Below are 26,448 nucleotides of genomic sequence, written 5' to 3' on the forward strand. Positions count from 1 at the left end.
ATTAAAAAGCCCGGAACTATTCAGTTTCGGGTTTCTCTTTTTTCTTAAATATTCCTTTTAGAAATCCTTTTTTCTCCTGATCTTTATCTTTCTGCTGAGATTCTACATGATCCTTCTTCATAGCCTGACCGATCTGCCTGGCAGATGTTTTCATATCTTTTACATCTTCTTTTACATTTTTCACGGTAGTTTTAGCTTTATCTGCCGTTTTTTTAGCTTTATCAATATTAATTCCGATAAGTGTTTTCTTTAAACCCTGCTCAATACCTTTCCAGAAAAGATTGAAAAATGATTTGGTAGGATCTCTTTCTACATCTTCTACATCAACATCTTCGGGAAGTTTCCCAGAGTCTGATTTTACGAGAAGATTGGCAATAGCGGTAAGGAATCCTTTTTTCTCTTTGTTTTCTTTATCCAAAATAGCGACCTTCAGATCCTTATGTTTAAGGTTGAATTTCCCGTTCAGTCCTTTAGGGTTTCCCTTGAAATTGAAAAGCATTTCCTGAATCGTTCCTGTAGCGGTAACATGCAGGTACGGGCGGATAAAAGGATTAATTCCTGTGGCAGGAAGATTGGTCGTTCTTCCGGAAATCGTAAAGTTATCTCCTTGATCGGCAACATCGAAGCCCCAGTTTACAGAAAGTGGTGCCATATTCATGAATGAACAGTTGATTTTAATGTCAACCTTTGTAGGTTTACCCTCCATTTTTGCAGAGTTGAGGTTTGTAACATTCATATTAAAGTTGCCGAACGTCAGTTTTCCCGGGCCTGCACTTTCCGGGGTATCTTCCTCATACACCAATTTAGAATCCTTAAGATTAAGATGATTCACAACCATCGGAATCTTAATAGAACGCAGCATTCTTGAATACAAAGGTTTTTCCTTCGGATCATCTTTAGGAATTTTACTTCTGAAAATATTAGCATCCGCATTCTGAATCGTAACATTTGAAGTATTTATTAATTTCTGGTCCGAAAACAGATCCCAACTTCCATTCGCTGTAATCTGATTGGCTGTAATATCATATAAATCCCTTTCTACAGGAATCATTTTGATAAACTGAGCCCTAGAAATACGCGGTTTCATTGCAAAATCTGTTACTTTGATGTTGTTTTGATCCAGTTTTAAAAGTCCGGCTGTCATATTATAGAACTGGGTTTTATAGGCGAAATTCTTAGTCGAAAGAACGTATTTTTTTATTTTCGCTTCAATCCCGGAATTATCCTTTTTTGATAACAATTGAATATCATTAATAGTAGCATTCAGATCACTAAAACTAAGAGGCTGATTGTTTTTTTCATATGTAATATCCGAATTCTGCAAAACCACTTTTCTGATCAGAATCGGAAATTGGATTCCATCTAAATTTGGTTTCTTGATGGGTTTTACCTTTGCCGTACCGGCTGTAATTTTACCTTTAATATGGCTCAGAAGAATGTCCTTTACATCAAGATTCATTTTTTTATCAACGAAATCCCATTTATTAATAGTAAATCCGATATAATTTGCCACAAGATTCATCGATGTTTTTTCCGGCGCGGCACCGTTCGGAACGATGGAAATATTTCTTATTTCTCCTTTTTTAGGGGTTAAATTAAAACTGCCGAACGTAAAATCCTGGTGATTGGAAAACAAGACATCTTTCCCGGAAACTTTAAAATCTTTGTATCCTACAGGAATTATTTCTGCTCTGGTTTCTTTATCGAATTTCAGCTGGCTCACATCTACATTAAGATCTTTCGCATACATAAGCTTAGTGCCGTTCGGTTTCATGATCTGCACTGTAGCATTATTCAGTTGTATATTTTCGAGATTTAATTCAAAATCGGAAGTTTTTTTCAACTTCACAGGAACCGCGCTGGTAGTGTATACCAAAAGATTGGGATCATAAAAACTAGCATTACCAAGAGAAACTTTATTTTTTTTCAGAACCACGTCTTTAAATTCCATCTTTTTGATGACAAACTGAAACAGCTTATTTTTTTTAGGGTAATATTTTTTAAACTGATCAAAATCCAATACCGGAACAAGCTGAAAATTATCTATAGACATCTGTCCGTCTGATGTTTTAATGGAATTAATTCTTAAAGCATACACATCATCGGGACGAACAAAAAAATTCTTTCCCTTGATATCATATTTATCAAAAACAACAGGAAGCTTGTCTTCAACGGATTCTTCGGTAAGCTGCAGATTTTCTACATACAGGTAAAGATTCTGAACGGATATAAACTTTTGTTTAGTATGCCTGAATACACTGATATCTCCGTCATTAATTCTGATATTCTCAAATCGTACAGGGTTTCTTTTTTTTCCGGTTTTGTCATCCACAGGCTTGGCGAGAATAACATTTAGATTTGGTTTTGAAAGCAGAAGATCCGATGAACTTATCTGCTTGTTAAAAATCGCATCATAAATCCCGAATCGACTTATTTTCAATGTATCGATAGTTCCCTGAAGTCCTATTACATTGATATTTTGAGGATTTTTACTATTGACCGATATTTTGGTGGCCAGAATATTTCCGGACATCAGATCAACTTCCATGCTTTTGTAGGAAACTTTGTAATCGGTATTATTCTTAATGTATTTCGGGAGCTGGGTTTTAAGCCAGATGTTGAGTCCGAAATTCGCCAATAAAATAATCACCAACAAAATTCCCAGACCTATAAACAGCTTTTTAACCCATTTTTTCATGTGTTCCTATTTTGTTTTATTTGTATAAAGATCAATTCTTTATACCAAGCTCAATCACATATCCTTCATGCCCTCTGATATTGATAAATTCTCCTCCGTCAAAACCCAGATACTGTCCCTTAATGCCTGTCAGTTTTCCAGTAAATTCAGGTCTTTTGTCAAGCGTGAAAGATGTCACTTTATCCGGCTTTTCATGGGGATAATCCAACCTCCACAGATCTTCACCTTCACTGTAAAATTTTTGGAAATCTTCAGGAAAATATTCTTTTATTTTCTGCTGGAAATCCGCCAGATCGATATCATCTTCCAGATCGTCTTGGAGCATTTTTTTCCAGCTGGTTTTATCAGGAACATGTTGTTTGAGAGCAACCTCTATCATTCCCGCTTCATATCTGTTTTCAGTTCTCGCGATAGGCAGAGCAAAAGTCGCGCCCTGATCAATCCAACGTGTCGGAATCTGTGTATTTCTTGTGACTCCCACTTTCACTTCTCCCGTATAAGCCAGATAAACCGTATGAGGCTGTAGCTGAATTCCTTTTTCTACTTCCAAATCCCGTTCCGCAATTCCGAGATGTGCTGTAGAAAGTTCGGGACGAATGATCGTATCGCTGGCGTAGGGACTTTCAAAAAAACAGTTTTTGCAGAAACCCATCCTGTAAATAGGTTTATTCTGCTGGCAGTTTACACATTGAAACCCGGTATGCTTTATAGTTAATTCTTTCCCGAAGAGCTCATTCATATGGATAATATCACCCGAAAGATTAAGATAATATTGAATCGGCTCATCGTTGAAGCTGGTCATTTTTAAAATTTGTCCCTGAAACTGCATATTAGTTCTATTACTTTTTAAAGTAAATTTAATGATTATATTTTCAAAAAATAAATTTATATTTTTGTGTAAATAAAAGTCACGAATGATCTATCTAGTAACTGGCGGAAGCGGATTCATTGGTTCTCACCTGGTTGAGAAATTATTAAAAAAGGGACATTCTGTCATAAACATTGACAATTTTGATGATTTTTACAATTATCAGATAAAAATTAAAAATACATTAGAGTCAATTGATAAAAATTCGGATTTTGAGTTTTCTGAAAAGGAGAAAGACATTCAGCATTTAATTTCTATTTCAAAATCAGACAATTACACACTTTATTATCAGGATATCCGGGATAAGGTTGGCTTGGAGGAGATTTTTAAAAAACATAAAATCGATTTAATTATCCATCTTGCCGCATTGGCAGGTGTTCGCCCATCCATCGAAAGGCCGCTAGACTATGAAGAAGTCAACATCCGCGGGACCATGAATCTTTGGGAATTATGCAAAGATTTCAATATTAAAAAATTCGTTTGCGCTTCATCTTCAAGTGTTTACGGGAATAATGAAAAAATTCCTTTTTCTGAAACCGATAATGTAGACAATCCTATTTCGCCTTATGCTGCGACCAAGAAATGTGGAGAAATTTTAGGCCATGTATATTATGATTTGTATAAAATCGATATGATCCAGCTGAGATTTTTTACGGTGTATGGACCCAGACAAAGACCTGATTTAGCCATTCACAAATTCACAAAACTAATTTCGGAAAATCACGAAATCCCTTTCTACGGCGACGGAACTACCGCCAGAGATTACACCTATATTGATGATATCATTGATGGCATCACAAAATCCATTACTTATTTGGAAAACCACTCAGGTATTTATGAAATTATAAATCTTGGAGAAAGCCAGGTAATCAGTCTTCATCAGATGGTTTCTACGATAGAAAATGAATTGGGAAAATCTGCCATCCGGAAAAATCTGCCAATGCAGCAGGGAGATGTCCTTAAAACCAATGCAGATATTACAAAAGCCAGGACATTAATAGGCTATAAACCTGACACAAACTTCCAAAATGGCATAAAAAAATTTGTGGAATGGTTTTTGAGAAAATGACCTCAAGTGGGCTACAGGAGATTATTCTAAGGGTTTCCGTGGCTTATAAATGAACAAAATTTAATAAAAAGAATTGAAAATCAGGTATAAAAAAGCGTATAATATAAGCTATTTTTATACTTTTGCAAAAAATTAAAAAATTATGTACTGGACATTAGAATTAGCTTCATATTTAAGTGACGCACCTTGGCCAATGACAAAAGCAGAGCTTATTGATTATGCAATCAGAACTGGTGCACCTATGGAAGTTGTGGAAAACCTTCAGGCCATCGAAGATGAAGGAGAAATCTATGATGCAATCGACGAGATCTGGAGCGACTATCCTACGGATGAAGATTATCTTTGGAACGAAGACGAATATTAATTGAAAGCATTAAGCTTTAGGCCTGGCTTAGAGCTTTTTTGCCCTTTTTTATATATCAATTTTACACGATAAGCGTGTTATTAAAAACGCTTAAAGCATATCGCTTAGGCATAAAGCAAAAAATTTATGAGTTTTTTAAACAAAGTTCTTAAAGGGTTTTTGGGAGACAAAAAAGCGCAGGACCTAAAAGAAGTAAAAAAAGTTGTAACAAAAATCAAGGCTGTTGAACCGACTATTCAGGAATTATCTGATGATGGTTTAAGAGAGAAAACTGCTGAGTTTAAAGAGAACATTAAAACGGCAACAGAAAAAATTACTGCTCAGATAGAACAGATCCAGGAGCAGATAAAAAATTCTAAAAACGTAGACGAAAAAGAAGCGCTTTTTTCAAAAATTGAGGCTCTAAAAAAGGAATCATACGAAATTGAAGAAAAAGTTCTCAGCCAGATCCTTCCTGAAGCTTTTGCACTGGTAAAAGAAACAGCAAGAAGATGGGCTCAGAATGGCCAGATCCGTGTAAAGGCAACCGACTGGGACAGACAGCTGGCCGCTGCAGGAAAGGACTTCCTGGAAATCCAGGGAGAAGATGCTATCTGGAAAAATTCATGGGATGCAGCCGGAACTCCTGTAAACTGGGACATGGTACATTACGACGTTCAGTTTATCGGAGGGGTAATCCTTCACAGCGGAAAAATCGCCGAGATGGCAACCGGTGAAGGTAAAACGTTGGTAGGTACACTTCCTATTTTCTTAAATGCACTTCCCGGAAGAGGGGTTCACGTAGTAACAGTGAATGATTACCTTGCCAAAAGGGACTCTGCATGGATGGGACCATTGTACCAATTCCACGGAATGTCAATCGACTGTATTGATAATCACCAGCCGAATTCGGATGGAAGAAGAAAAGCTTATAACTCAGATATTACCTACGGAACCAACAACGAATTCGGGTTTGATTATCTGAGAGATAATATGGTGACTTCCCCTTCAGAACTTGTACAGAGAGAACTGAATTTTGCTATTGTCGATGAGGTTGACTCCGTATTAGTAGATGATGCGAGAACACCATTGATTATTTCGGGACCTGTTCCTCAGGGAGACAGACAGGAATTTGATGTGCTAAAACCTTCTATCGACAGAATCGTTGAAGTTCAGAAGAAAACTGTTTCTGCGATATTTAATGAAGCTAAAAAATTAATTGCAGCAGGAAACACCAAAGAAGGAGGATTTAAATTACTTCAGGCCTATAGAGGTCTTCCTAAAAACAGACAGTTAATTAAATTCTTGTCAGAAAGCGGAAACCGTGCATTGCTTCAGAAAACAGAAGCACAATACATGCAGGACAACAACCGTGACATGCCGATTGTAGATAAAGATCTTTACTTCGTCATTGAAGAAAAAAACAATCAGGTTGATTTGACAGATAAAGGGGTAGAATACATGTCTCAGGGTAATTCTGACTCTAATTTCTTCGTACTTCCGGATATCGGAACAGAAATAGCTGAATTGGAAGCTAAAAATCTATCTAAAGAAGAAGAATTTGAAGCTAAAGAAAGACTTTTCTCAGATTTTGCCGAAAAATCAGAGAGAGTTCACACCATGAGCCAGTTACTGAAAGCTTATACTTTATTCGAAAAAGATGATGAGTATGTAGTGATCGACGGCGAGGTAAAAATCGTTGATGAGCAGACGGGTCGTATTATGGAAGGAAGACGTTATTCAGACGGACTTCACCAGGCGATTGAAGCGAAAGAAAACGTAAAAATTGAAGCGGCAACGCAGACTTTTGCAACCATTACACTTCAAAACTATTTCCGTATGTACAACAAACTTGCGGGGATGACGGGTACTGCAGAAACAGAAGCCGGTGAGCTTTGGGAAATCTACAAACTTGATGTAGTGGTAATCCCGACAAACCGCCCTATTCTAAGACATGATAAACAGGATTTAGTTTTTAAAACTAACCGTGAAAAATATAACGCAGTCATTGAAGAAATTGAAAAATTAACAGCTGCAAGAAGACCTGTTCTGGTAGGAACAACTTCTGTTGAAATTTCACAATTACTATCAAAAGCGCTGCAGTTAAGAAAAATTCCTCACCAGGTTCTGAATGCGAAACTACACAAGAAAGAAGCTGAAATCGTTGCAGGAGCGGGGCAACCGGGAGTTGTTACTATTGCTACCAACATGGCAGGTCGTGGTACCGATATTAAACTTACCAAGGAAGTAAAAGAAGCCGGCGGTTTAGCAATTATCGGTACAGAAAGACACGATTCAAGACGTGTTGACAGACAGTTAAGAGGTAGAGCAGGACGTCAGGGAGATCCGGGAAGTTCTCAGTTCTATGTTTCTCTGGAAGATAATCTGATGCGTCTTTTCGGATCTGAAAGAATCGCTAAAATGATGGACAGAATGGGTCATAAAGAAGGTGAAGTTATTCAGCATTCTATGATTTCCAAGTCGATTGAAAGAGCTCAGAAAAAAGTAGAGGAAAATAACTTCGGAACAAGAAAAAGACTTCTTGAGTATGATGACGTAATGAATAAGCAACGTGACGTAATTTACAAAAGAAGAAAGAACGCCTTATTCGGAGATCACCTGAAGTACGATATTGCCAATATGATTTTTGATGTGGCCAATTCTATCGTCACAAAAGGGAGAGCCACAGGAAATTATAAGGATTTTGAGTTCGAAATAATCAAGACTTTCACCATGGAATCTCCGGTTTCTGAAAATGATTTTAAATCTAAAACCATTCAGGATCTTACCAATATTTTGTTTAAAGCTGCGCAGGAAGATTATCAGATGAAACTGAATCTGCTGAAAGAAAAATCATTCCCAATTATTGAGAATGTGTATCAGAATCAGGGATCGATGTTTAAAATGATTCAGGTTCCTTTCACTGACGGACACAAAACGATGACGATCGTTACAGATCTTAAAGAAGCGTACGAAACTCAGTGTGACAGCTTAATCAATGATTTTGAAAAGAATATTACCCTATCAATCATCGACGAAAACTGGAAGCTTCATCTTCGTGAGATGGATGATCTGAGAAGATCTTCACAGGGAGCTGTATATGAACAGAAAGATCCGTTGGTAATTTACAAACAGGAATCTTTCCATTTGTTCAGCGAAATGATCGACAAACTGAATAAAGAAATTATTTCATTCTTGTATAAAGGAGAAATCCCTGCATAAAATAAATAATTTCAAAACTATATAAAACCGTTTCAGAACAGCCTGGAACGGTTTTTTGTTATTCTGCGTATATTAATTTTATGACAAATATCAATTCGATTATTTATTTAGAATAATTAAAAACAATATATTTGCAGAAAATTTTACTTTCATGAAAAATGTACTGATTTGTGCGTCACTATTGGGTTCTATGCTGACATTTGCTCAGGAGAAAGATTCTATCAAATCTAATGATATTGAAGAAGTCGTTGTAAATGGGAAATATTACAAAAAGTATGTAGAAAAAGAAGGATCTTCTTCATTACGTCTGAATGAAGAGCTTATAAAGATCCCCCAAAACATTTCCATTATTACTAATAGAGCCTTAGAAGACCAGCAGGTTACTACAATTTCGGATGGACTTTTAAGAAATGTGGCGGGAGCTCAAAGATTAGAACATTGGGGAGAAATGTACTCAAGAATTAATATGAGAGGATCTCGTGCAGGTGCTTTTTTTAACGGAGTAAATGTAACATCAAATTGGGGTCCATTATCTGAAGATATGAGCTATGTTGACCATATTGAATTCGTAAAGGGGCCTGGAGGATTTTTAATGTCTGCTGGAGAGCCCAGTGGAATTTACAATATTGTTACTAAAAAACCTACAGGAAATCCATTTAATGGTTCAGCCAGAGTTACATTAGGCAGTTTCGATATGTACAGAGCTGAAACAGACTTGGACACCAGAGTTTCTAAAAAAGTTTCAGTTCGTTTAAATTTAATGGGTTCACAAAAAAATAGTTTCAGAGACTATGAATTTAATAATAGATATGTTGTAAATCCTTCTGTAAAAGTAGAGTTGACAGAAAAAACAACTTTAACTGCGGAATACATCTACCAAAAAGCAAAAATGTCCGAGGTAGGTTCAGCTTATGTATTCTCTACAGAAGGTTATGCTACCAGACCTGTAAATTATACACATACTGATCCCGGAATTATGCCTTCAAATATGGAAGACCATACTGTGAATCTAAATTTACAACATCAGTTTAATAAAAACTGGAAATTAACAGCTCAGGTTACTTATCTTAATGATTACACTAATGCAAGTGACATTTGGCCGGATGCAGTTAATCCAGACGGCACCATGATTAGAAGACTTTCTTACTGGGAAGGCTCCAATGTTATGAGATTCGGACAGGTTTACTTGAATGGATACGAAAAAACAGGAAAAGTTTCACACAGGATTCTAGCCGGTTTAGATTTAGGAAGTAAAAAATATTTAGCCGACTGGAATTATTCTCACGTTTTAGATTCAACACCATTTAATACTAATATTTTAACGTATCAACCTGTAACTAATGGATATGGATATGAAGGTTGGATTGAGCGAATCAATAATTCGCCTTTAAACCAAAGAGCAACTCCGGGAGGAACTATTGATCAAAATTATTCCGGTGTATATTTGCAGGATGAATTAGGATTTTTTGAAGACAGATTACGTTTAACAGTCGCTGCGAGATATACAAATATCAAACAAAACAATTATGGGGATACTTTTGAAGCAGATAAAATCTCTCCAAGAGTCGGTTTAAGTTATTCTATTGATAATAATACATCCGCATATGCTTTATATGACCAATCTTTTACACCACAATCCGGCTTGTTCAGAGATGGATCTACTGCAAAACCTTTAACAGGAAACAGCTATGAAATAGGATTAAAAAGAGATTGGTTTAATGGTAAATGGAATACAACGTTGTCCATCTATAATATCAGAAAAGACAATGCTATCAGTAGTGATCCAACAGATCCAACCTACAAGTATTCAATTCTGGATGGGAAAACTGGTGTTCAAGGTGTAGAATTCGATCTGAAAGGAGAAATCTTGAAAGGCTTTAATGCAATCTTGAATTATGCTTATACAGATAATGAATATAAAGAGGCAATAACTTATATAGATCCACTAACAAATACTCCTAAAATTCTTCACAAAGAAGGAGATAAAGTAGCAGGCTACGCAAAGCATACCTTAAACGGGTGGTTAAATTATACATTTACGAATGGTGTACTTGAAGGATTTGGACTTTCTTTTGGAGGCAGTTATTTAGCGGACAGAACATCATGGACATGGGATTCCACGGGTACAACTAAACCAATGAATGATTATTTGAAATTTGACGCAGGAGCTTCTTGGGAAAATTCAAAAATACGCGTGAATCTTAATATCTTTAATGTATTTAACAGATACCTTTATTCAGGTGCAAATTATGGTTCGTACTATTATTATCAAGCAGAAGCGCCTAGAAACTGGAGATTTTCAATTTCTTATAAATTCTAAATAATTAAAAGTTAGCCTCTCAAAGGGTTAACTTTTTTCTCATCCCATGAGAAAGAAACATCATCATAAAAAAAAGCCTTCATTTGTCAAAAAATGGTCTGCCAAACTGCATTTGTGGTTTGGCTTATCTGTTGGTTTGATTGTTTTTATCGTTTCGCTTTCAGGGACAATATATGTTTTTAAGGATGAAATTCAGAATGTTCTGAGAAAAGATGCGATATATGTAAAAGCTGAAACGATTACGCAAAAACCAATTTCCATTGAAGTTTTAAAAGAAAAAGTCTCTTTGGAAATTAATGAACAATTTCCGGTAGCTTCTGTTGAAATCACTTTGGATAAAAACAAATCCTACGAATTTCTCTACTACGAAAAAGACAAAAAAGCGTGGAATTATTTTGACGAAGTTAAAATCAATAAACTAGTATATGTCAATCCGTATAATGGCGAAATTCTTGGCGTTTACAATGAGAAATACGATGTTTTTCCAATCCTTAAATCCATTCACTGGAGTTTATTGTTAAAAACAGACTGGGGGAAATATGTCGTGGGGATTCCTGTTGTCCTGTTCATTATCATGCTGATCACCGGAATTATTCTTTGGTGGCCGAAAAATAAGAACGCAAGAAAAGGACGCCTTTCATTCGACTGGAAAAATGTAAAAACCTGGAAGCGTAAAAACTACGATCTCCATAATATTCTTGGATTTTATGTCTCATTTATCGCTCTGTTATTAAGCTTATCCGGAATCTATTTCTCATTTCCGTGGGTGAAAAACACTTTTAATTTGGTATTATCCGGAGCATCAGAACTTCCCAAAGAAAAAGAGATAAAGTCGCAGGATTCGCTTTCAACCAAAAACAACTCGGTTTTTGATCTTGTTTCACAAGAGACAAGAAAATTGTATCCAACTTCATCAAGTTTCAGAATTCCACTAAATGGAAAAAATAAAAAAGGGAAAGAATTAAAAAATATTCCTGTCACGGTTTACGGTGAAGAAGGAAAATTTGCAATAAGACACCAGGTTGTTTTTGATAAATATTCAGGGAAATTATTATCCGATAAACCTCATCATAAGCTTAATAACGCTGAAAAATATGCCCATGCCAATTATGACATCCATACAGGTTCCTACTTTGGGATCTTAGGGAAAATCATCTGGTTCATCGCCGGGCTGGTTTGCACATCATTGCCGGTAACCGGATTTTTAATATGGCTAGGTAAAAAAAAGAAAAAAGGAATTAGAACATCATGAAAAAGATCATCTTATCAGTAGCCGCTTTAACTGCGATTACAATTACAGCACAACAAAAAGACTCTTTACAGATAAAAAACGTGGATGAAGTCGTTCTGACGGCTTCCAGAAAAAGAGAAAATATCAAAGAAATTCCAAGTTCTGTAACAATTGTCAATCAGAAACAGATTCAGTCGCAACTTACTGTAAATTCCGATATCAGCAATATATTACAATACACCGTTCCCAGCCTTGCCACAAGCTCGGGAATGACCACAAATAGCGGCCAGACTCTGAGAGGAAGACAAGTTTTGGTGCTGATTGACGGAATCCCGCAGTCTACCCCTTTACGTAATGGTTCAAGGGATATCCGATCTATTGATCCATCGGTAATTGAAAGAATTGAAGTGATAAAAGGTGCCACATCAATTTATGGAAACGGATCCGACGGAGGAATCATCAATTATATCACCAGGAAAGCCGGCAGTGACCAAAATATTTCAGGGCAATCGCAAATCGGGATTACCGGGCAGCTTTACGGAGGAACGTTAGGTTTTCGGGCAAGCCAGTTTTTAGCCGGAAAAATTACTTCGAAATTTGATTATGCTGCCTCCATGGCGTATGAAAAGACCGGATATATGAAAGATGCTGATGGCATCAACCTCAGCCCTACTTCAAGCCCTGCCCGAATGAATAATTACAACGGAATGCTGAAGCTTGGCTATAATCTGAACGAAAAACAGAGAATAGAAGTTTCTTATATAGGGTACGCTTCAAAATCTGATCTCGATCTTGGCCTTAAAACCGGAAAATACGGAATTACTCCAACGATTGGGGAAGGATCAGCGATAAACCAGGAAACAACCCCACAGGGAACACCAAGAAATCATAATTTCAAGCTCAGCTATGATAACAGAAATCTGTGGAAAGGCACTTCTCTGAACATCAATTTATATCTACAGGATTTCAGAACCGTGTACGGATACAGCGATACCTTCCTGAACGGCGGGCAGTCTAATGTTATTTCAAAGAAAAAAGGGGCACGTTTTAACTTAGATACCCAACTTTGGAATACACCGAATTCACAAGGAGAAATTATATACGGAGCTGATATTTTGAATGACCAAACTGTTCAGAAACTGGAAGACGGCAGATATTGGACACCCGATATGAATATGACCAACATCGCTCCTTTTATGTTAGTGAAAATAGATTTATTTAAAAAATTCATCCTGAAAGGAGGACTCCGTTACGAAAATATAAAGGTGAAAGTCGGCGATTTTAACACTCTTTCCACCATTAAAAATGACGGAACATTTACCAAAAGTATTTTCGTAAAAGGCGGAGATCTGGAATACAATGCCCTCGTCGGAAATATCGGATTCCGTTATAATATTAACCCTGAAATTAATATTTTCGGAAGTTTTTCTCAGGCTTATTCCATCAATGAATTGGGAAGAATCTTAAGAACCTCAACTTCAGATACAATTAATAATCTGGAAACAAAACCCATCATCGTAAACAACTACGAACTTGGAGCAACCGGACAGATTACCAGATGGCTCAATTATGAAGTGACTTCTTATGTGAGTACCTCAAAACTGGGAGCCTCTTTCATTCAGAGTCCGGATCGCGCACTGATGATTCAGAGAGCGCCGGAAGTGGTATATGGCGTTGAAGGGTTTTTACATTTTAATCCGGCAAGATGGATCAATTTCGGAGGAAGCTACAGCTGGATGGAAGGAATCACTTCTCCAAAGGACGACGGCGATTATTCAACCAAAATCAACAACAGCAGGATTTCCGCACCGAAGGTTTTAGCCTATATTCAGGTAAGACCAATTCAGAATCTATCCGTAGGATTGGATATGCTTCATGCGTTTGAGCAGGACAGATTCCAGCCGAATGCCAAGACAGGACTGTACGTCTACGGTGAAGGAAAAGTTCCCGAATATACAATTTTCAACTTTAAATCCAGTTACGAAATTAATAAAAACTGGAGAGTTGCCGCAGGCATCGAAAACCTTTTCAACAGAATGTACCAGCCTGCAATTGCCTGGTGGGCGGCCAGAGACAGTGATTTTACCAATGCCCTGGGAATGAGAGGAACATTTATGGTGGAATATAAATTCTAAAATAACTATTTATAAATATTCTAAATAAATTTAAAGGCTTATCTTTGCCGTACTTAAGGATTTTTATGAGAAAAAAACATCATCATAAGAAAAAAACAAGCACTTTTAAAAAATGGGCAGGCAAACTGCACCTGTGGTTTGGTCTTGGGATCGGGTTCTTAATTTTTATCATTTCCATTACGGGAGCCCTGTATGTTTTTAAAGATGAGATTGAAAACTTTACCCGAAAGGATGTTATCTATCACAACGAAAAAAATATTGAACAGAAGCAGGTTCTTCCGATCCGTTTTCTGGAAAAGGCTGTTGTAGAACAGGTAAAGGAAAAATATCCGGTACATTGGGTAAATATTCCGATTGATAAAAAAATGTCGTATCTCTTTTACTGGTACGAGCATGACCCAAAAGGCTGGAACTATTTTGATGAATTTCCGATCTATAAAGTCGCTTATGTAAATCCTTACAACGGAAAAGTTTTAAGAACCTACGATGAGAAAAACGGATTTTTCCAGATCGTAAAAATGATTCACTGGAGCTATCTTCTCAAACAGTCATGGGGAACGTATCTGGTGGGAATTCCTGTGATTATTTTCATCATCATGCTGATTTCCGGGATCATCCTCTGGTGGCCCAAAAATAAAGCAGCAAGAAAACAGCGCTTTTCTTTCAAATGGCAAAATGTAAAAGGCTGGAAAAGGAAAAACTATGACCTTCATAATGTTCTTGGCTTCTATGCTTCTATTTTTGCTTTAATATTTTCGATTACAGGATTATTTTATGCTTTCTTTGTCGTTCAGGCAGCGATTTACTTTATTTTTTCTGGAGGAAAGACTGCTTATCCTGATTTTTCATCGATCAAAACCAAAGCTCCGATCGAATTGAGAACCGAAGGAACTTTAGATAAAATCAGCAATACTGTTAAAGCAAAATATCCCGATTCTTATGGATTTTCTATTGATCTTGGCCATGAACACATGGATGATCACGAACACCCGAATTTTGAAGTTTATGTGAAACATTTATCTTACTCTTATCATAAAAGCAGCAGTCTTATTTTTGATGAAAATTCTGGAGAATTGCTTCATACTCATGATATGAAAGACAAAAATTTCGGTGAAAAAGCGGTTGGTGCCAACTATGATATCCACGTTGGATCCATTCTGGGACTTCCAACAAAGATCATAGCTTTTTTCGTGAGCCTCATATGTGCCTCATTACCAGTGACTGGCTTTATGATCTGGTGGGGAAGAAGAAAAAAGAATAAACTGAAAACAACATAATATTTTTTTAAAATAAAATGCTGCTTAATCGTCTAATAATAAGATCTTTTTTATAATTTTAACCTTTTACAATTATTAAGAAGAGAAATGTCATTAGTAGATTTGTCAAAACACGTTGCGCTGGGAATTGATATCGGCGGAACGAACACAAAATTTGGAGTGGTAAACCACAGAGGTGAAGTTTTGGAAAAAGGAAATATCCGAACAGATGCCTATCCTACCGTAGAAGAATATATTGATGCTTTATACGAGGCTGTTTATCCACTGATCGAAAGCCACGGAAAAGAAAAAAACTTTGATGGGATAGGAGTAGGTGCTCCAAATGCCAACTACTATACGGGAACTATAGAGCAGGCGCCCAATCTTCCCTGGAAAGGAGTAATTCCGTTTGCGGAACTGATAAAAGCCAAATTCGGACTGCCTTGTACCATCACCAATGATGCCAATGCTGCTGCCATAGGGGAAATGCTTTTCGGAGCCGCAAGAGGGATGAAGGATTTCATCATGATCACTCTGGGAACCGGTGTGGGAAGCGGTATCGTTGCCGGGGGTAAACTGATCTACGGACATGACGGATTCGCAGGTGAACTTGGACATACCATCGTGAAACCAGGCGGAAGAAAACATTGGAGCACAGGTTCTGAAGGCTGTCTTGAAGCCTATGCTTCTGCAACAGGAATTTCAATTACCGCAAAAAAAATGCGTGCCGAATTTCCGGAATCTATGTTGAATCAGTATCCTGAAGAATCCATCAATTCTAAAACGGTACACGAATGCGCCCTGAAAGGCGATCCTATTTCTATAGAAGTTTTCCGATATACGGGTCAAAAATTAGGTGAAGCCCTGGCCAATTTTGTTATGTTTTCGTCTCCTGAAGCGATCCTTCTTTTTGGCGGAGTGATCAAAGCAGGTGATTTTATTTTAAAACCTACAAAACTTCATATGGAAAGAAACTTACTTCCTATTTTCAGAAATAAAGTGAAACTGGTTTTCAGTGAGCTTGACGAAGCAGATGCTGCTATTTTAGGAGCAAGTGCTTTGGTCTGGGAAAAATAAATTGAAAGTCATTTTACATAATACAAGCATCCTTTTTCAAGGGTGCTTTTTTATTGATAATATTTTAACGCAAAGAAGAATTCTTGTCACGCTTATTTTAAAAGGCAAAGGCAATAGAAGCGAAACACCAGCTGATTCATTCTTTGCTTGCTTTAAACTAACACTCTGTAATAAGCTTTTTGCGTTAAAACATCACGCAGATTTTACACATTGAGCAGATTTTTGTTTTTGGAATTCATAGTTATACTGTTTTAATATGCTTAAAAGAACGTTTCAATCTCAAAGCAAATTATTAGTAGCTTCTGTAAAAAATAATTTGTCTCATCTATCGTCACAATTTGTGTTTAGAAACCTTTGAAAGTATAAATTGAAAAACTTTTCCTTATTTTTGATCTGTTTTTTCTCCATTACTATTCCTTAAACGAGAAAATATTTAAATACAATAATCAACCAAAATGGATAATAATAATTTAGAGCAAATTACGTTCGGAGGTGGATGTTTCTGGTGTGTAGAAAGCTGTTTTAATATGCTGAAAGGCGTACAATCTGCTATTTCAGGATACTCCGGTGGACATAAGGATAATCCGACCTATGAGGAAGTATGTACCGGAGAAACAGGTCATGCGGAAGTGGTACAGATTACCTATGATCCAGCAATTATTTCTTACGAGCAATTGATGGATGTCTTTTTTTTCCTTCACGATCCTACTCAACTGAACCGTCAGGGTAATGATATCGGCACTCAATATCGTTCGGTAATTTATTATAAAGATGATGCAGAAAAGGCAAAGGCTAAAGAGGCTATCGAAAAGTCTAAGGAGTCCGGAAGATGGCAGGGAACTTACGTAACGGAATTAACGAGATTTGAAAAGTTCTGGCCGGCGGAGCAATATCACCAGGGATATTATAATGAGAATCCTACGCAGCCTTACTGCAGTGCTGTTGTCGGACCGAAAATTCAGAAATTCAAAAAGTATTTCGGTGAGCTTGGAATGCTGAATGAGTAATAGAGTAAATGAGTGCTGTTTCAGAATATGGGACAGCACTGTTTTATCTAAAAACACTGTTCTTTTAATCCGAACAATGCTTTATTTATTCTGGCCAATGCCTTATATACTTTAGCGAAGCCATATTTATTTTTACCAACGCCTTATCAGGTTGAGACAAAGGCTTATTTACTTTGGAACATACCTTATATACTTTTGCCAAAACCTTATATACTCCGGAGGATGCCTTATACACTTTGGAGGATGTCATATTTATTTTGTAAGAAGCCTAATATGTAAATTGAAAAGGCTTTCATCAATCTGAAAGCCTTTTATTATTTTTTCCTGTAAAACATTTCCGTATGTGGAATATCGTCTTCAAGATATTTTTTGCCGGTGTCTTCAAAACCGAATTCTCCGTAAAAATTCAATAAATAATCCTGAGCAGAAATCCTTACTTCAGAGGTGTGAAAACGTGCTTCGATAGTATCAAGAGCATATTGTATCAACTGTTTCCCGAGTTTTTTTCCTCTTGCCTTTTCTGTGGTAAGAACCCTTCCGATGGAGGCTTCGGGATATTTAATTCCTTTATCAAAAATACGGCAGTTGGCAAGGACTTCGCCGTTTTGTTCCGCCCAAATATGAAATGCTTTCTGGTCATAATCGTCAAGATCCGGATACGGACAGTTTTGCTCTACCACAAAAACATCTATTCTTGCTTTTAGAACATTGTATAATTCGAGAACGGTAAACTCGTCGAATGTTTTAATTTTCCAGAGAATGTTATTCATCGAAGCTTACATTATTATTAGCCAAAAATTCGTTGGTCTTCTGGATAAAGTTAAGAATTTCGTCACAGCCTTCTTTTTTCTCCGCAGACGTAACGTAGATTTCAGGAAGATCTTCCCATGTTTTGTGAAGCTCAGCTTTATAATCTTCAACATTTTTTATAGCGACATTAGGCTTCAGCTTATCCACTTTGGTGAAAACAATGGAAAAAGGAACTCCGCTTTCGCCACACCACTGAATAAATTCCATATCAATCGTCTGGGGTTTGTGGCGGGAATCTACGAGAACAAAAAGATTAACGAGATTTTTTCTGTTAAGTATGTAATTGGTAATCAGCTTTTCAAAATCTTTCCTTATTGACTTTGAAACTTTGGCATAGCCATATCCCGGTAAATCCGTTAGGTACCAGCTTTCATTGATCAAAAAATGATTGATAAGCTGTGTTTTCCCGGGTGTCTGCGAAGTTTTAGCAAGATCCTTATGGTTCATCATTGCATTGATCAATGAAGATTTTCCCACGTTGGATCTCCCTATGAAAGCATATTCGGGAATATTGGGCTCCGGGCAATCCTGCCATTTTCCGCTACTCTTTACGAAGTTTGCTGTTTTAATAACCATTTTGAAATATTTTTAGAAAAATAAACCATTAAGAAGTTCTTAATGGTTTATCTGTATTTTTAATTTAGACTTTATCTTTTAACCAGCTGTACAGAATTTCATTGAATTCATCTGGCTTTTCCATCATCGCTGCATGACCGCATTTTTCAATCCAGAACAGATCTGAATTCGGAATAAACTTGTGCATATCCTCCGCAACTTCAGGGGGCGTCACATTATCCTGTCTTCCCCAGATCAGGCAGGTGGGCGTCAAAATCTTCGGCAGATCATGAAGCATATTATGTTTAATAGCACTTCTTGCCAGCATGACGGTTTTAATTCCTTTCATTCTGTCATTGACTACCGAAAAAACCTCATCTACAAGGTCTTCCGTTGCAATCTTCGGATCGTAAAAAACCTCTTCCGTTTTCTTTCTGATATAGGAACGGTCATTCTTTCTCGGAAAACTATCCCCGAACGTTCTTTCATATAAACCGGAACTTCCTGTAAGAACAAGATTTTTGATAAGATCTGGTCTTGCCAACGTTAAAATCAACCCGATATGACCTCCCATTGAGTTTCCTACAATGGTTACAGGCGCATCTATATGAGTTTCTATAAACTTGGCGATATATTTTGCTATCGTTGTAAGATTGGTATTGAGTACCGGCAAATCGTAGATTGGCAACTGAGGAACATATACTTTGAATCCTCTGTCTGAAAAAAAATCCACCATCTTATCGAAATTACTCAACCCACCCATTAAACCGTGCAGCAGCACCAATGGATGTCCTTCTCCCGCCTCAACGAAGGTATATTTCTTTTCTTTTTTTGTACTGAATATCATATAATGCCTTTAATAAAGCCTTGCAAAAATACAAATTAAACCTCAAAAATATTTTGATAAGCCTAATTTAAAATAAAAATAATATACCAAACTCTTTTTTAAAGCTTTTTTTCTTAAACACTTTGCTATGGCTTGAATAACAATCGATACAACAATCTACATACCAGTTTATTATATAGCTGGAATTCAATCTTTAATAAAACTTATCAACATTAAGGCAAAAAGTGGGAAAAAGTGGGAACTTTTGGAAATTATTATATAAATTTGTCCCAAATGAAAAATTTCATTGGAACATATGAGTGTAAAATCGATGATAAAGGGCGCTTAAAGCTACCTTCTTCTTTGATTAAACAAATGGAAAACTTCGACGACAAAGCGTTTGTAGTTAAGAGATCCGTGTTCCAATCCTGCCTGGAGGTTTATCCCATGAATGCCTGGGATAAAGTGATGGGCAAAATTAATAAACTAAACAGATTCATTAAAAAGAATGCTGATTTCATTAGAATGTTTACGGCAGGTGTAAAAACAGTAGAGCTGGACAATGCGGGAAGACTTCAGATTTCGAAAGATCTTATGACTTTTGCTGATCTTCAGAAGGATATTGTAATTACCAGTGCAGGAGAACTTTTCGAGATTTGGGATAAGGATGCTTATGAAAAAGTGATTTCCATTAACGAAGAAGATTTTGCAAGCCTCACCGAAGATGTGATGGGCGCTTTCGATGAAGAATAACAAAGCTGATTATTAATTAAAGCTAAAAACACAACTTAAACATGTATCATAACCCCGTTTTGTTGAAGCAAAGTGTTGATGATTTGGTGACGAATCCAGACGGAACATACGTGGACTGTACTTTTGGCGGCGGCGGCCATTCAAGAGAAATATTGAGCAGACTCTCTGATAAAGGAAAACTTTACAGTTTTGATCAGGATCTGGATGCACTGAAAAATACAATTGATGATCCGAGATTTACATTAATCAATCAGAATTTCAGGTTTCTGGAAAACTCATTGCTGATGTATGGTATTTCTCAGGTTGACGGTATCCTGGCTGATCTGGGAGTTTCATCCCACCAGTTTGATGAGGCAGACAGAGGCTTTTCAACAAGAAGTAATGCACCGCTGGACATGAGAATGAACGTGATGCAGAATCTTGATGCCAAAAGGGTGATCAATGAATATGAAGAAAGTGAACTGGCCGATATATTTTACCATTACGGTGAATTGAGAGAAGCAAGAAAACTGGCAAGAGATATCGTTCATCACCGGAAAACAAAAAGCATAGAAACAACGGAAGATCTGAAGAAAATGTTCAGCTATATTCCGCCACACAAAGTGAATAAATTTTATGCACAGCTGTTTCAGGCCATCAGAATTGAAGTAAATCAGGAGCTGGAAGTGCTGAAAGAAATGTTGGTTCAGGCCTACAGAGTATTAAAGCCGGAAGGCAGACTCGTCGTAATTTCTTATCATTCTCTGGAAGACAGGCTGGTTAAAAGATTTTTAAAGAACGGAATGTTTGAAGGCGAACCCGAAAGAGACATTTACGGAAATTATAAAAAAGCGTTTGAATTAGTGAAGAGCAAAGCAATCATTCCCGATGACAGGGAAATTGAAGAAAACTCAAGGGCCAGAAGCGCAAAAATGAGAACAGGAATAAAAGTTTAAAAGTGAATGAGTGAATTGTCAATAGTGAATTTTTAAAATTGACAATTGACAATGAAATGACTTCACTGCTTAGCAAATTGACATAACATTGGCAAAAAGAACAACATATCGTCCTCAGAAGAAACTCACTTTTATAGACATTATAAAAGGAAACTTCCTGAATCGTGATGAGATCAAAATACATTACAGGTATTTTCTGCTGTTGTTTATTTTAATGATGGCGATGATTTACAGTAACCATCTGGTGAATAAGAAGATCAAAATCGTTAATGCCTTAAAGGAAGAAACGGAAGAGTATAAATCAAGAAACGCTTACGCACAAAGTAAGCTTATCAAAGTAAAAATGGAATCGGAATTGGGGAAAGAGGTTGCCCGGGATTCGTTAATGACCTTGGAAAGCCACCCTCATAAATTGCTCATAAAACTGGATAGTACGGATGCAAAAACAAAATGAATACGATAACAAGCGTAAGAAAACATTACGTTGGGGCTACCTCTTTGCAGTGGTAGCTTTGTGCGTGTTTGTCATGTTCTTAGCGAGGATCGTCATTCTTCAGAATACCAACGTCCAGGAAATTAAAGACGATTACATTAATAAGAATTATCGCGAAGCTACTCTTAAAGCAGCTCGTGGAAATCTATTTGCTTCGGATGGCTCCATTCTCGCAACGACTGTCATGCGTTACGATATTTATCTTGATTTTAAAACAATGAAGGATACCATTTACACGAATAATATTGGTGCATTGACGGATTCTTTAAGTAAAATGTTCGGAAAGCCAAGAGGCGAATTCAGGAAAAAATTTGACGAGCAGAGAAAAAAGAAAAACCAATATTATACGTTGGTAAAAGGTCTCGATTTTGATCAGTACGACAGAATCAGAAAATTCCCGATCTTTAAAAAGGGCAAAAATAAAGGAGGTTTCATCGTCGACAGAAATTACAAGAGAGAGCTTGCCACTTCTGAGATAGGTGCAGGAACGATCGGGATGGATGACGGCGTACACACTGCCGGTCTTGAAGGCGCTTTCTCAAAATATTTAAGAGGAACCGACGGCAAAAGACTTGAACAAAGAATCAACTCCTCTCAATGGAAGCCCATCGATTTCTGGAAAGTTCAGGAACCTGTGGATGGCGAGGATGTTTATACGACTTTAGACCTTAGAATTCAAGACATTGCGCATTCAGCTTTACAAAAACAGCTTATCAATTTCGAAGCAAAACACGGAACGGTGATCGTAATGGAGGTTGAAACAGGTAAAGTCCGCGCCATGGTCAACTTAAGAAGAGATGACAACGGTGACTATGTAGATTCCTACAATTATGCTTTAAAAGACAATATTGAACCCGGTTCTACTTTTAAAACCATTTCGCTTCTTGCAGCTATGGATGATGGTTTCATCGATGAAAATACAACGGTAGATGTCGGTAACGGAGTCTGGGTGTATGCAAAACAAAGAATTTCCGATGGCCACGGTGGAGGAACGTATGACATCAGTGATGTTCTGGCCAAATCAAGCAACGTTGGTTCGGCCAAGCTGATTACAAAATACTATGCAGAAAAACCACAGATTTTTCTTGACCATTTAAGACGGTGGAAATTGTTTGATAAAATGGATATTGAGTTGCCGGGAATCACAAAACCTAAAATTGTAACACCCGAAAACAAAAGATGGAACGCCGCAACGCTGGCATCAATTGCCTACGGATATTCGTCAAATATTAACCTGTTACAATTGGCCACGTTTTATAACGGTGTTGCCAACAAAGGTAAAATGCTGAAACCCCTTTTCATCGATAAAATCATGAAAGACGGAAAAGTAATGTACACCGCAAACCCTGAAGTAATGGTTAATAAAATGGCATCCGAAAAGGCCATCAGTATGATGACTCATGCTTTGACGAAAGCTGTGGAAAAAGGAACGGCAAAAAGTATTTTCACTCCCAATTTGAAAATGGCAGGAAAGACAGGAACGGCAAGATTTGAATACTGGCTTCCGGGTCCAATGAAATACCGCGCATCATTTGCAGGATTCTACCCGGCAGATAATCCGAAATATACGTGTTATGTAATGATCAGCGAGCCTAATACGGCAAAAGGATTTTATGGAGCAACCGTTGCTGCACCGGTATTTAAAGAGATTGCAGGAAAAACCTTTCTGAAAACACCTCAGAATATCGAAAGAGAAATGCTGGTCGACAAAAAGGTAAACCTTAATAAAATGGTTGAACCTAATGTAAAAGTCGCCGTCAATAATAAACAAATGCCCAATGTTGTAGGACTTATCGGTAAAAACGTAATCCCACAGTTGGAAAATTTAGGATATCGTGTTGACTTTAAAGGCGTGGGAAGAATTAAAGAGCAATTTCCGCTGGAAGGCACCATGATTAGTAAAAATCAGAGAATTTATTTGTCTCTGCAGAATTAAAGAGAGTCCCGAAGGGACGATTTAAAACAGAATAGGATAAAATCCTATTAAAAAAGAAAATATTTTAAGAATATAAAGCATCAGTATACATGCAGTTAAATGAATTATTAAAGAGAATTCCAGTTTTAGAAATTCACGGTGATGATAGTTGTGAAGTTTCAGAATTGGTATTCGACAGCAGAAAGGTTACGGAAAACTCATTGTATATCGCAATGAGAGGCACGGTTGTGGATGGGCATTCATTTATTGCATCTTCTGTTGAGAGAGGCGCAAAAGCGATTGTTTGTGAAGAATTTCCTGAAAATATAGATGAAAATGTCACCTATGTTAAAGTAAAAGATTCTTCTAAAGCTTTAGGTCAGCTGGCTTCTAATTTTTACGGAAATCCTTCAGAAAAATTAAAACTAATCGGTGTTACAGGAACCAACGGAAAGACTTCTGTTTCTACGCTGCTTTTTGATATTTTTAAAAATTTAGGTTATGACTCGGCTTTGCTTTCTACAGTGGAGATTAGAATTGCAGATCAAGTAATTCCGGCAACGCATACGACTCCTGATGTTATTACCATCAATAAAATTTTGGCTCAGGCCGTTGAAGAAGGATGTGAATTTGCTTTTATGGAAGTCAGTTCCCACGGGATTGCCCAAAACAGAATTGAAGGACTTCATTTTAAAATCGCTGGTTTTACCAATCTTACTCATGATCATCTGGATTATCACAAAACTTTTGATGAATATTTAAAAACAAAGAAAAGATTTTTTGATGGACTTGATGCCGAATCTGTTGCGATCACCAATATTGATGATAAAAACGGAAACGTAATGCTTCAGAATACAAAAGCTACGAAAAGGTCTTATGCCTTAAAAACAATGGCAGACTATCACGGAAGATTACTTGAGGTAGATTTTAACGGAATGCTGCTGAATTTCAATGGAAAAGAATTCTGGACTACACTGACAGGAAAATTCAATGTTTATAATTTATTGCTTGTTTTCGGAATTGCTTCTGAGCTGGGCTTTGAACAGGATGAAATTCTTCAGGCGATCAGCCAGTTGAAAAGAGTTTCGGGGAGATTTGAGACGTTCAAATCAGACGGTGGAATCTTTTTTATTGTAGATTATGCCCACACTCCTGACGCCCTGGAAAATATCCTGGACAGCATTAATGATATCAGAACGAAAAACGAAAGACTGATCACAGTATTCGGTTGCGGAGGCGACAGAGATCACTCAAAAAGGCCTGAAATGGGAAATATTGCCACGAAAAAATCAACATTGGCCATTATCACTTCAGACAACCCTAGAACGGAAGATCCAGCAGCTATTATTAAAGAGATTGAAGCAGGCGTTGAACCGCAGAATTTCAGCAAATACACTTCAATTCCCGACAGAAGAGAAGCGATAAAAATGGCCATAAAATTTGCCGAGCCAAAAGACATCGTGCTTGTAGCCGGAAAAGGGCATGAAAACTATCAGGAAATCAATGGTATAAAACATCATTTTGATGACAAAGAAACGATTAATGAGCTTTGGAAATTAATGAGCAAATAAAAATTTATAATCGATAATTGATAAATGTTAATTGATTTTATCATTCATCAATCATCATTTATCATTTATTAAAATTTGAAAAAATGCTATACTATCTATACGAATATCTGACCGACCACGGCATCCATGTTCCCGGACTTGGATTGTTAAAATACATCTCTTTCCGTGCAGGAATGGCGGTTCTGTTTTCTTTGACCATTGCACTTATTTATGGGAAAAGAATCATCAATTATCTGAGAGCAAAGCAGATGGGTGAGCTGGTGCGCGATCTTGGACTGGATGGGCAGAAGCAAAAAGAAGGAACTCCTACAATGGGAGGTCTTATCATCATTTTGGCAACCCTTATCCCGGTTTTATTGTTCACAAGAATCACAAATATTTATATCGTTCTTCTCATTGTCTCCGTGCTGTGGATGGGTGCTATCGGTTTTCTGGATGATTATCTGAAGAAAATCAAAAAAAATAAAGACGGTCTGAGTGGTAAATTTAAAATCGTAGGACAGGTAGGATTAGGGCTAATTGTCGGAGTTACAATGTATTTCCACCCTGATATTACAGTTAAAAGAAAATATGCAGATGCCAAAGTGGTAAACCGCAACAATGTAGAGCAGAATTTCATGCCTACAGAAAAAATTGCTGTTTCTACAGTGCCTTTTGCCAAAAATAATGAATTCGATTACAGCGGAATGCTTTTCTGGATGAATGATAAAGATGCTCACGAATGGGCATGGATAGTATTCATTCCGATTGTCATTTTTATTGTAACGGCAGTATCCAACGGTGCCAATATTACAGACGGAATCGACGGACTTGCCGCGGGAACCAGCACAGTTATTTTACTTACGCTCGGGCTGTTCGCGTACCTTTCGGGAAACATTATTTTCGCTGATTATCTGAATATTATGTTCCTTCCGAATATGGGTGAAACCACCATCTTCGTGGTGGCTATGGTAGGAGCTGTGATTGGTTTTTTCTGGTACAATACCTATCCTGCACAAGTTTTTATGGGAGATACCGGAAGCTTGATGCTGGGAGGCGTAATCGCTGTTTTAGCTATTATTTTAAGAAAAGAATTGATGATTCCCATACTGTGCGGAATCTTTTTGATAGAAAACATTTCCGTGATGCTACAGGTTATTGTTTTCAAATACAGAAAAAGAAAATACGGGCTGGAATACGCCCAGAACAATAGATTATTCAGAATGTCACCTCTGCATCATCATTATCAGAAAGGCGGTTTCCACGAAAGTAAAATCGTAAACAGGATGATCATTATAGGGGTAATGTTAGCAATTGTATGTCTCATTACATTGAAGATGAGATAAACCGGCAGTAAGCATCAGGCTTACAGCATAAAGCAAAAA

The 26,448-nt window shown here is 37.1% G+C and carries 20 protein-coding genes; 15 read left to right on the forward strand and 5 right to left on the reverse strand.

The window, feature by feature from the left end; translation table 11 throughout:
- Nucleotides 1-16 precede the first annotated feature (16 nt).
- Together ACWNCI_RS14260 and ACWNCI_RS14265 are read right to left on the reverse strand one after the other, a co-directional pair.
- On the reverse strand, nt 17-2,698 hold the full coding sequence (locus ACWNCI_RS14260; protein WP_449388804.1) for a hypothetical protein: 2,682 nt from the start codon (nt 2,696-2,698) through the stop codon (nt 17-19).
- A gap of 31 nt (nt 2,699-2,729) precedes the next feature.
- Complete coding sequence (locus tag ACWNCI_RS14265; protein ID WP_449388805.1) at nt 2,730-3,527, reverse strand: DUF2797 domain-containing protein; 798 nt, start codon at nt 3,525-3,527, stop codon at nt 2,730-2,732.
- An 85-nt stretch (nt 3,528-3,612) separates the two neighbouring features.
- Between ACWNCI_RS14265 and ACWNCI_RS14270 the strand changes: the two genes are divergently transcribed.
- The 9 genes from ACWNCI_RS14270 (at nt 3,613) to msrA (ending at nt 17,226) form a co-directional block, all read left to right on the forward strand.
- Nucleotides 3,613-4,635, forward strand: a complete 1,023-nt coding sequence (locus ACWNCI_RS14270; protein WP_346983702.1) for a GDP-mannose 4,6-dehydratase — start codon at nt 3,613-3,615, stop codon at nt 4,633-4,635.
- A 142-nt stretch (nt 4,636-4,777) separates the two neighbouring features.
- Complete coding sequence (locus tag ACWNCI_RS14275) at nt 4,778-4,999, forward strand: DUF2795 domain-containing protein (protein WP_027382805.1); 222 nt, start codon at nt 4,778-4,780, stop codon at nt 4,997-4,999.
- 126 nt (nt 5,000-5,125) lie between these two features.
- Nucleotides 5,126-8,200 carry a preprotein translocase subunit SecA gene (gene secA / locus ACWNCI_RS14280; protein ID WP_449388806.1) on the forward strand — a complete coding sequence of 1,025 codons (3,075 nt, stop codon included), beginning with the start codon at nt 5,126-5,128 and terminating at the stop codon, nt 8,198-8,200.
- Between the two features lie 151 nt (nt 8,201-8,351).
- A complete protein-coding gene (locus tag ACWNCI_RS14285) occupies nt 8,352-10,520 on the forward strand; it encodes a TonB-dependent siderophore receptor (protein ID WP_449388807.1) in 2,169 nt (722 codons plus the stop codon).
- A gap of 46 nt (nt 10,521-10,566) precedes the next feature.
- Nucleotides 10,567-11,772: a PepSY-associated TM helix domain-containing protein gene (locus ACWNCI_RS14290; RefSeq protein ID WP_449388808.1), complete on the forward strand. Its 1,206-nt coding sequence runs from the start codon at nt 10,567-10,569 to the stop codon at nt 11,770-11,772.
- The gene (locus tag ACWNCI_RS14295; protein WP_449388809.1) at nt 11,769-13,886 is read left to right on the forward strand and encodes a TonB-dependent receptor; all 2,118 of its coding nucleotides are present in this window, start codon (nt 11,769-11,771) and stop codon (nt 13,884-13,886) included. Before ACWNCI_RS14290 ends, ACWNCI_RS14295 begins: the two co-directional genes overlap by 4 nt.
- A gap of 65 nt (nt 13,887-13,951) precedes the next feature.
- On the forward strand, nt 13,952-15,163 hold the full coding sequence (locus ACWNCI_RS14300) for a PepSY-associated TM helix domain-containing protein (RefSeq protein WP_449388810.1): 1,212 nt from the start codon (nt 13,952-13,954) through the stop codon (nt 15,161-15,163).
- A gap of 87 nt (nt 15,164-15,250) precedes the next feature.
- On the forward strand, nt 15,251-16,219 hold the full coding sequence (locus tag ACWNCI_RS14305) for an ROK family protein (protein ID WP_346983697.1): 969 nt from the start codon (nt 15,251-15,253) through the stop codon (nt 16,217-16,219).
- Nucleotides 16,220-16,674: 455 nt separating this feature from the next.
- Nucleotides 16,675-17,226, forward strand: a complete 552-nt coding sequence (gene msrA, locus ACWNCI_RS14310; RefSeq protein WP_449388811.1) for a peptide-methionine (S)-S-oxide reductase MsrA — start codon at nt 16,675-16,677, stop codon at nt 17,224-17,226.
- A gap of 314 nt (nt 17,227-17,540) precedes the next feature.
- On the opposite strand, the gene ACWNCI_RS14315 is transcribed toward msrA, so the two are convergent.
- The 3 genes from ACWNCI_RS14315 to ACWNCI_RS14325 form a co-directional block, all read right to left on the reverse strand.
- Nucleotides 17,541-17,996: a GNAT family N-acetyltransferase gene (locus ACWNCI_RS14315; RefSeq protein WP_449388812.1), complete on the reverse strand. Its 456-nt coding sequence runs from the start codon at nt 17,994-17,996 to the stop codon at nt 17,541-17,543.
- Nucleotides 17,989-18,612 (reverse strand): ribosome biogenesis GTP-binding protein YihA/YsxC, encoded by a 624-nt coding sequence (yihA, locus tag ACWNCI_RS14320; protein ID WP_346983695.1) that lies wholly within the window; start codon nt 18,610-18,612, stop codon nt 17,989-17,991. The genes ACWNCI_RS14315 and yihA overlap by 8 nt, the downstream gene beginning before the upstream one ends.
- A gap of 64 nt (nt 18,613-18,676) precedes the next feature.
- Entirely contained in the window at nt 18,677-19,438 is a 762-nt protein-coding gene (locus tag ACWNCI_RS14325; protein ID WP_346983694.1) for an alpha/beta fold hydrolase, read from the reverse strand.
- Between the two features lie 273 nt (nt 19,439-19,711).
- Between ACWNCI_RS14325 and mraZ the strand changes: the two genes are divergently transcribed.
- The 6 genes from mraZ (at nt 19,712) to mraY (ending at nt 26,409) form a co-directional block, all read left to right on the forward strand.
- Nucleotides 19,712-20,170 (forward strand): division/cell wall cluster transcriptional repressor MraZ, encoded by a 459-nt coding sequence (gene mraZ, locus ACWNCI_RS14330; protein WP_449388813.1) that lies wholly within the window; start codon nt 19,712-19,714, stop codon nt 20,168-20,170.
- A 41-nt stretch (nt 20,171-20,211) separates the two neighbouring features.
- Nucleotides 20,212-21,105, forward strand: a complete 894-nt coding sequence (rsmH, locus tag ACWNCI_RS14335) for a 16S rRNA (cytosine(1402)-N(4))-methyltransferase RsmH (RefSeq protein ID WP_449388814.1) — start codon at nt 20,212-20,214, stop codon at nt 21,103-21,105.
- A gap of 88 nt (nt 21,106-21,193) precedes the next feature.
- Nucleotides 21,194-21,559 carry an FtsL-like putative cell division protein gene (locus tag ACWNCI_RS14340; protein WP_346983691.1) on the forward strand — a complete coding sequence of 122 codons (366 nt, stop codon included), beginning with the start codon at nt 21,194-21,196 and terminating at the stop codon, nt 21,557-21,559.
- Nucleotides 21,543-23,534 carry a penicillin-binding transpeptidase domain-containing protein gene (locus tag ACWNCI_RS14345; RefSeq protein ID WP_346983690.1) on the forward strand — a complete coding sequence of 664 codons (1,992 nt, stop codon included), beginning with the start codon at nt 21,543-21,545 and terminating at the stop codon, nt 23,532-23,534. The genes ACWNCI_RS14340 and ACWNCI_RS14345 overlap by 17 nt, the downstream gene beginning before the upstream one ends.
- 89 nt (nt 23,535-23,623) lie before the next feature.
- Nucleotides 23,624-25,084, forward strand: coding sequence for a UDP-N-acetylmuramoyl-L-alanyl-D-glutamate--2,6-diaminopimelate ligase (locus ACWNCI_RS14350; protein WP_449388815.1), 1,461 nt, complete (start codon nt 23,624-23,626; stop codon nt 25,082-25,084).
- An 83-nt stretch (nt 25,085-25,167) separates the two neighbouring features.
- On the forward strand, nt 25,168-26,409 hold the full coding sequence (mraY, locus tag ACWNCI_RS14355; protein WP_346983688.1) for a phospho-N-acetylmuramoyl-pentapeptide-transferase: 1,242 nt from the start codon (nt 25,168-25,170) through the stop codon (nt 26,407-26,409).
- Nucleotides 26,410-26,448: the final 39 nt, after the last annotated feature.

The organism is Chryseobacterium lineare (genome assembly GCF_977014045.1).

Coding starts and splice junctions, on each gene's coding strand:
- ACWNCI_RS14260 (WP_449388804.1), bottom strand. CDS start 2,698: ATGAAAAAATGGGTTAAAAAGCTGTTTATAGGTCTGGGAATTTTGTTG.
- ACWNCI_RS14265 (WP_449388805.1), bottom strand. CDS start 3,527: ATGCAGTTTCAGGGACAAATTTTAAAAATGACCAGCTTCAACGATGAG.
- ACWNCI_RS14270 (WP_346983702.1), top strand. CDS start 3,613: ATGATCTATCTAGTAACTGGCGGAAGCGGATTCATTGGTTCTCACCTG.
- ACWNCI_RS14275 (WP_027382805.1), top strand. CDS start 4,778: ATGTACTGGACATTAGAATTAGCTTCATATTTAAGTGACGCACCTTGG.
- secA (WP_449388806.1), top strand. CDS start 5,126: ATGAGTTTTTTAAACAAAGTTCTTAAAGGGTTTTTGGGAGACAAAAAA.
- ACWNCI_RS14285 (WP_449388807.1), top strand. CDS start 8,352: ATGAAAAATGTACTGATTTGTGCGTCACTATTGGGTTCTATGCTGACA.
- ACWNCI_RS14290 (WP_449388808.1), top strand. CDS start 10,567: ATGAGAAAGAAACATCATCATAAAAAAAAGCCTTCATTTGTCAAAAAA.
- ACWNCI_RS14295 (WP_449388809.1), top strand. CDS start 11,769: ATGAAAAAGATCATCTTATCAGTAGCCGCTTTAACTGCGATTACAATT.
- ACWNCI_RS14300 (WP_449388810.1), top strand. CDS start 13,952: ATGAGAAAAAAACATCATCATAAGAAAAAAACAAGCACTTTTAAAAAA.
- ACWNCI_RS14305 (WP_346983697.1), top strand. CDS start 15,251: ATGTCATTAGTAGATTTGTCAAAACACGTTGCGCTGGGAATTGATATC.
- msrA (WP_449388811.1), top strand. CDS start 16,675: ATGGATAATAATAATTTAGAGCAAATTACGTTCGGAGGTGGATGTTTC.
- ACWNCI_RS14315 (WP_449388812.1), bottom strand. CDS start 17,996: ATGAATAACATTCTCTGGAAAATTAAAACATTCGACGAGTTTACCGTT.
- yihA (WP_346983695.1), bottom strand. CDS start 18,612: ATGGTTATTAAAACAGCAAACTTCGTAAAGAGTAGCGGAAAATGGCAG.
- ACWNCI_RS14325 (WP_346983694.1), bottom strand. CDS start 19,438: ATGATATTCAGTACAAAAAAAGAAAAGAAATATACCTTCGTTGAGGCG.
- mraZ (WP_449388813.1), top strand. CDS start 19,712: ATGAAAAATTTCATTGGAACATATGAGTGTAAAATCGATGATAAAGGG.
- rsmH (WP_449388814.1), top strand. CDS start 20,212: ATGTATCATAACCCCGTTTTGTTGAAGCAAAGTGTTGATGATTTGGTG.
- ACWNCI_RS14345 (WP_346983690.1), top strand. CDS start 21,543: ATGCAAAAACAAAATGAATACGATAACAAGCGTAAGAAAACATTACGT.
- ACWNCI_RS14350 (WP_449388815.1), top strand. CDS start 23,624: ATGCAGTTAAATGAATTATTAAAGAGAATTCCAGTTTTAGAAATTCAC.
- mraY (WP_346983688.1), top strand. CDS start 25,168: ATGCTATACTATCTATACGAATATCTGACCGACCACGGCATCCATGTT.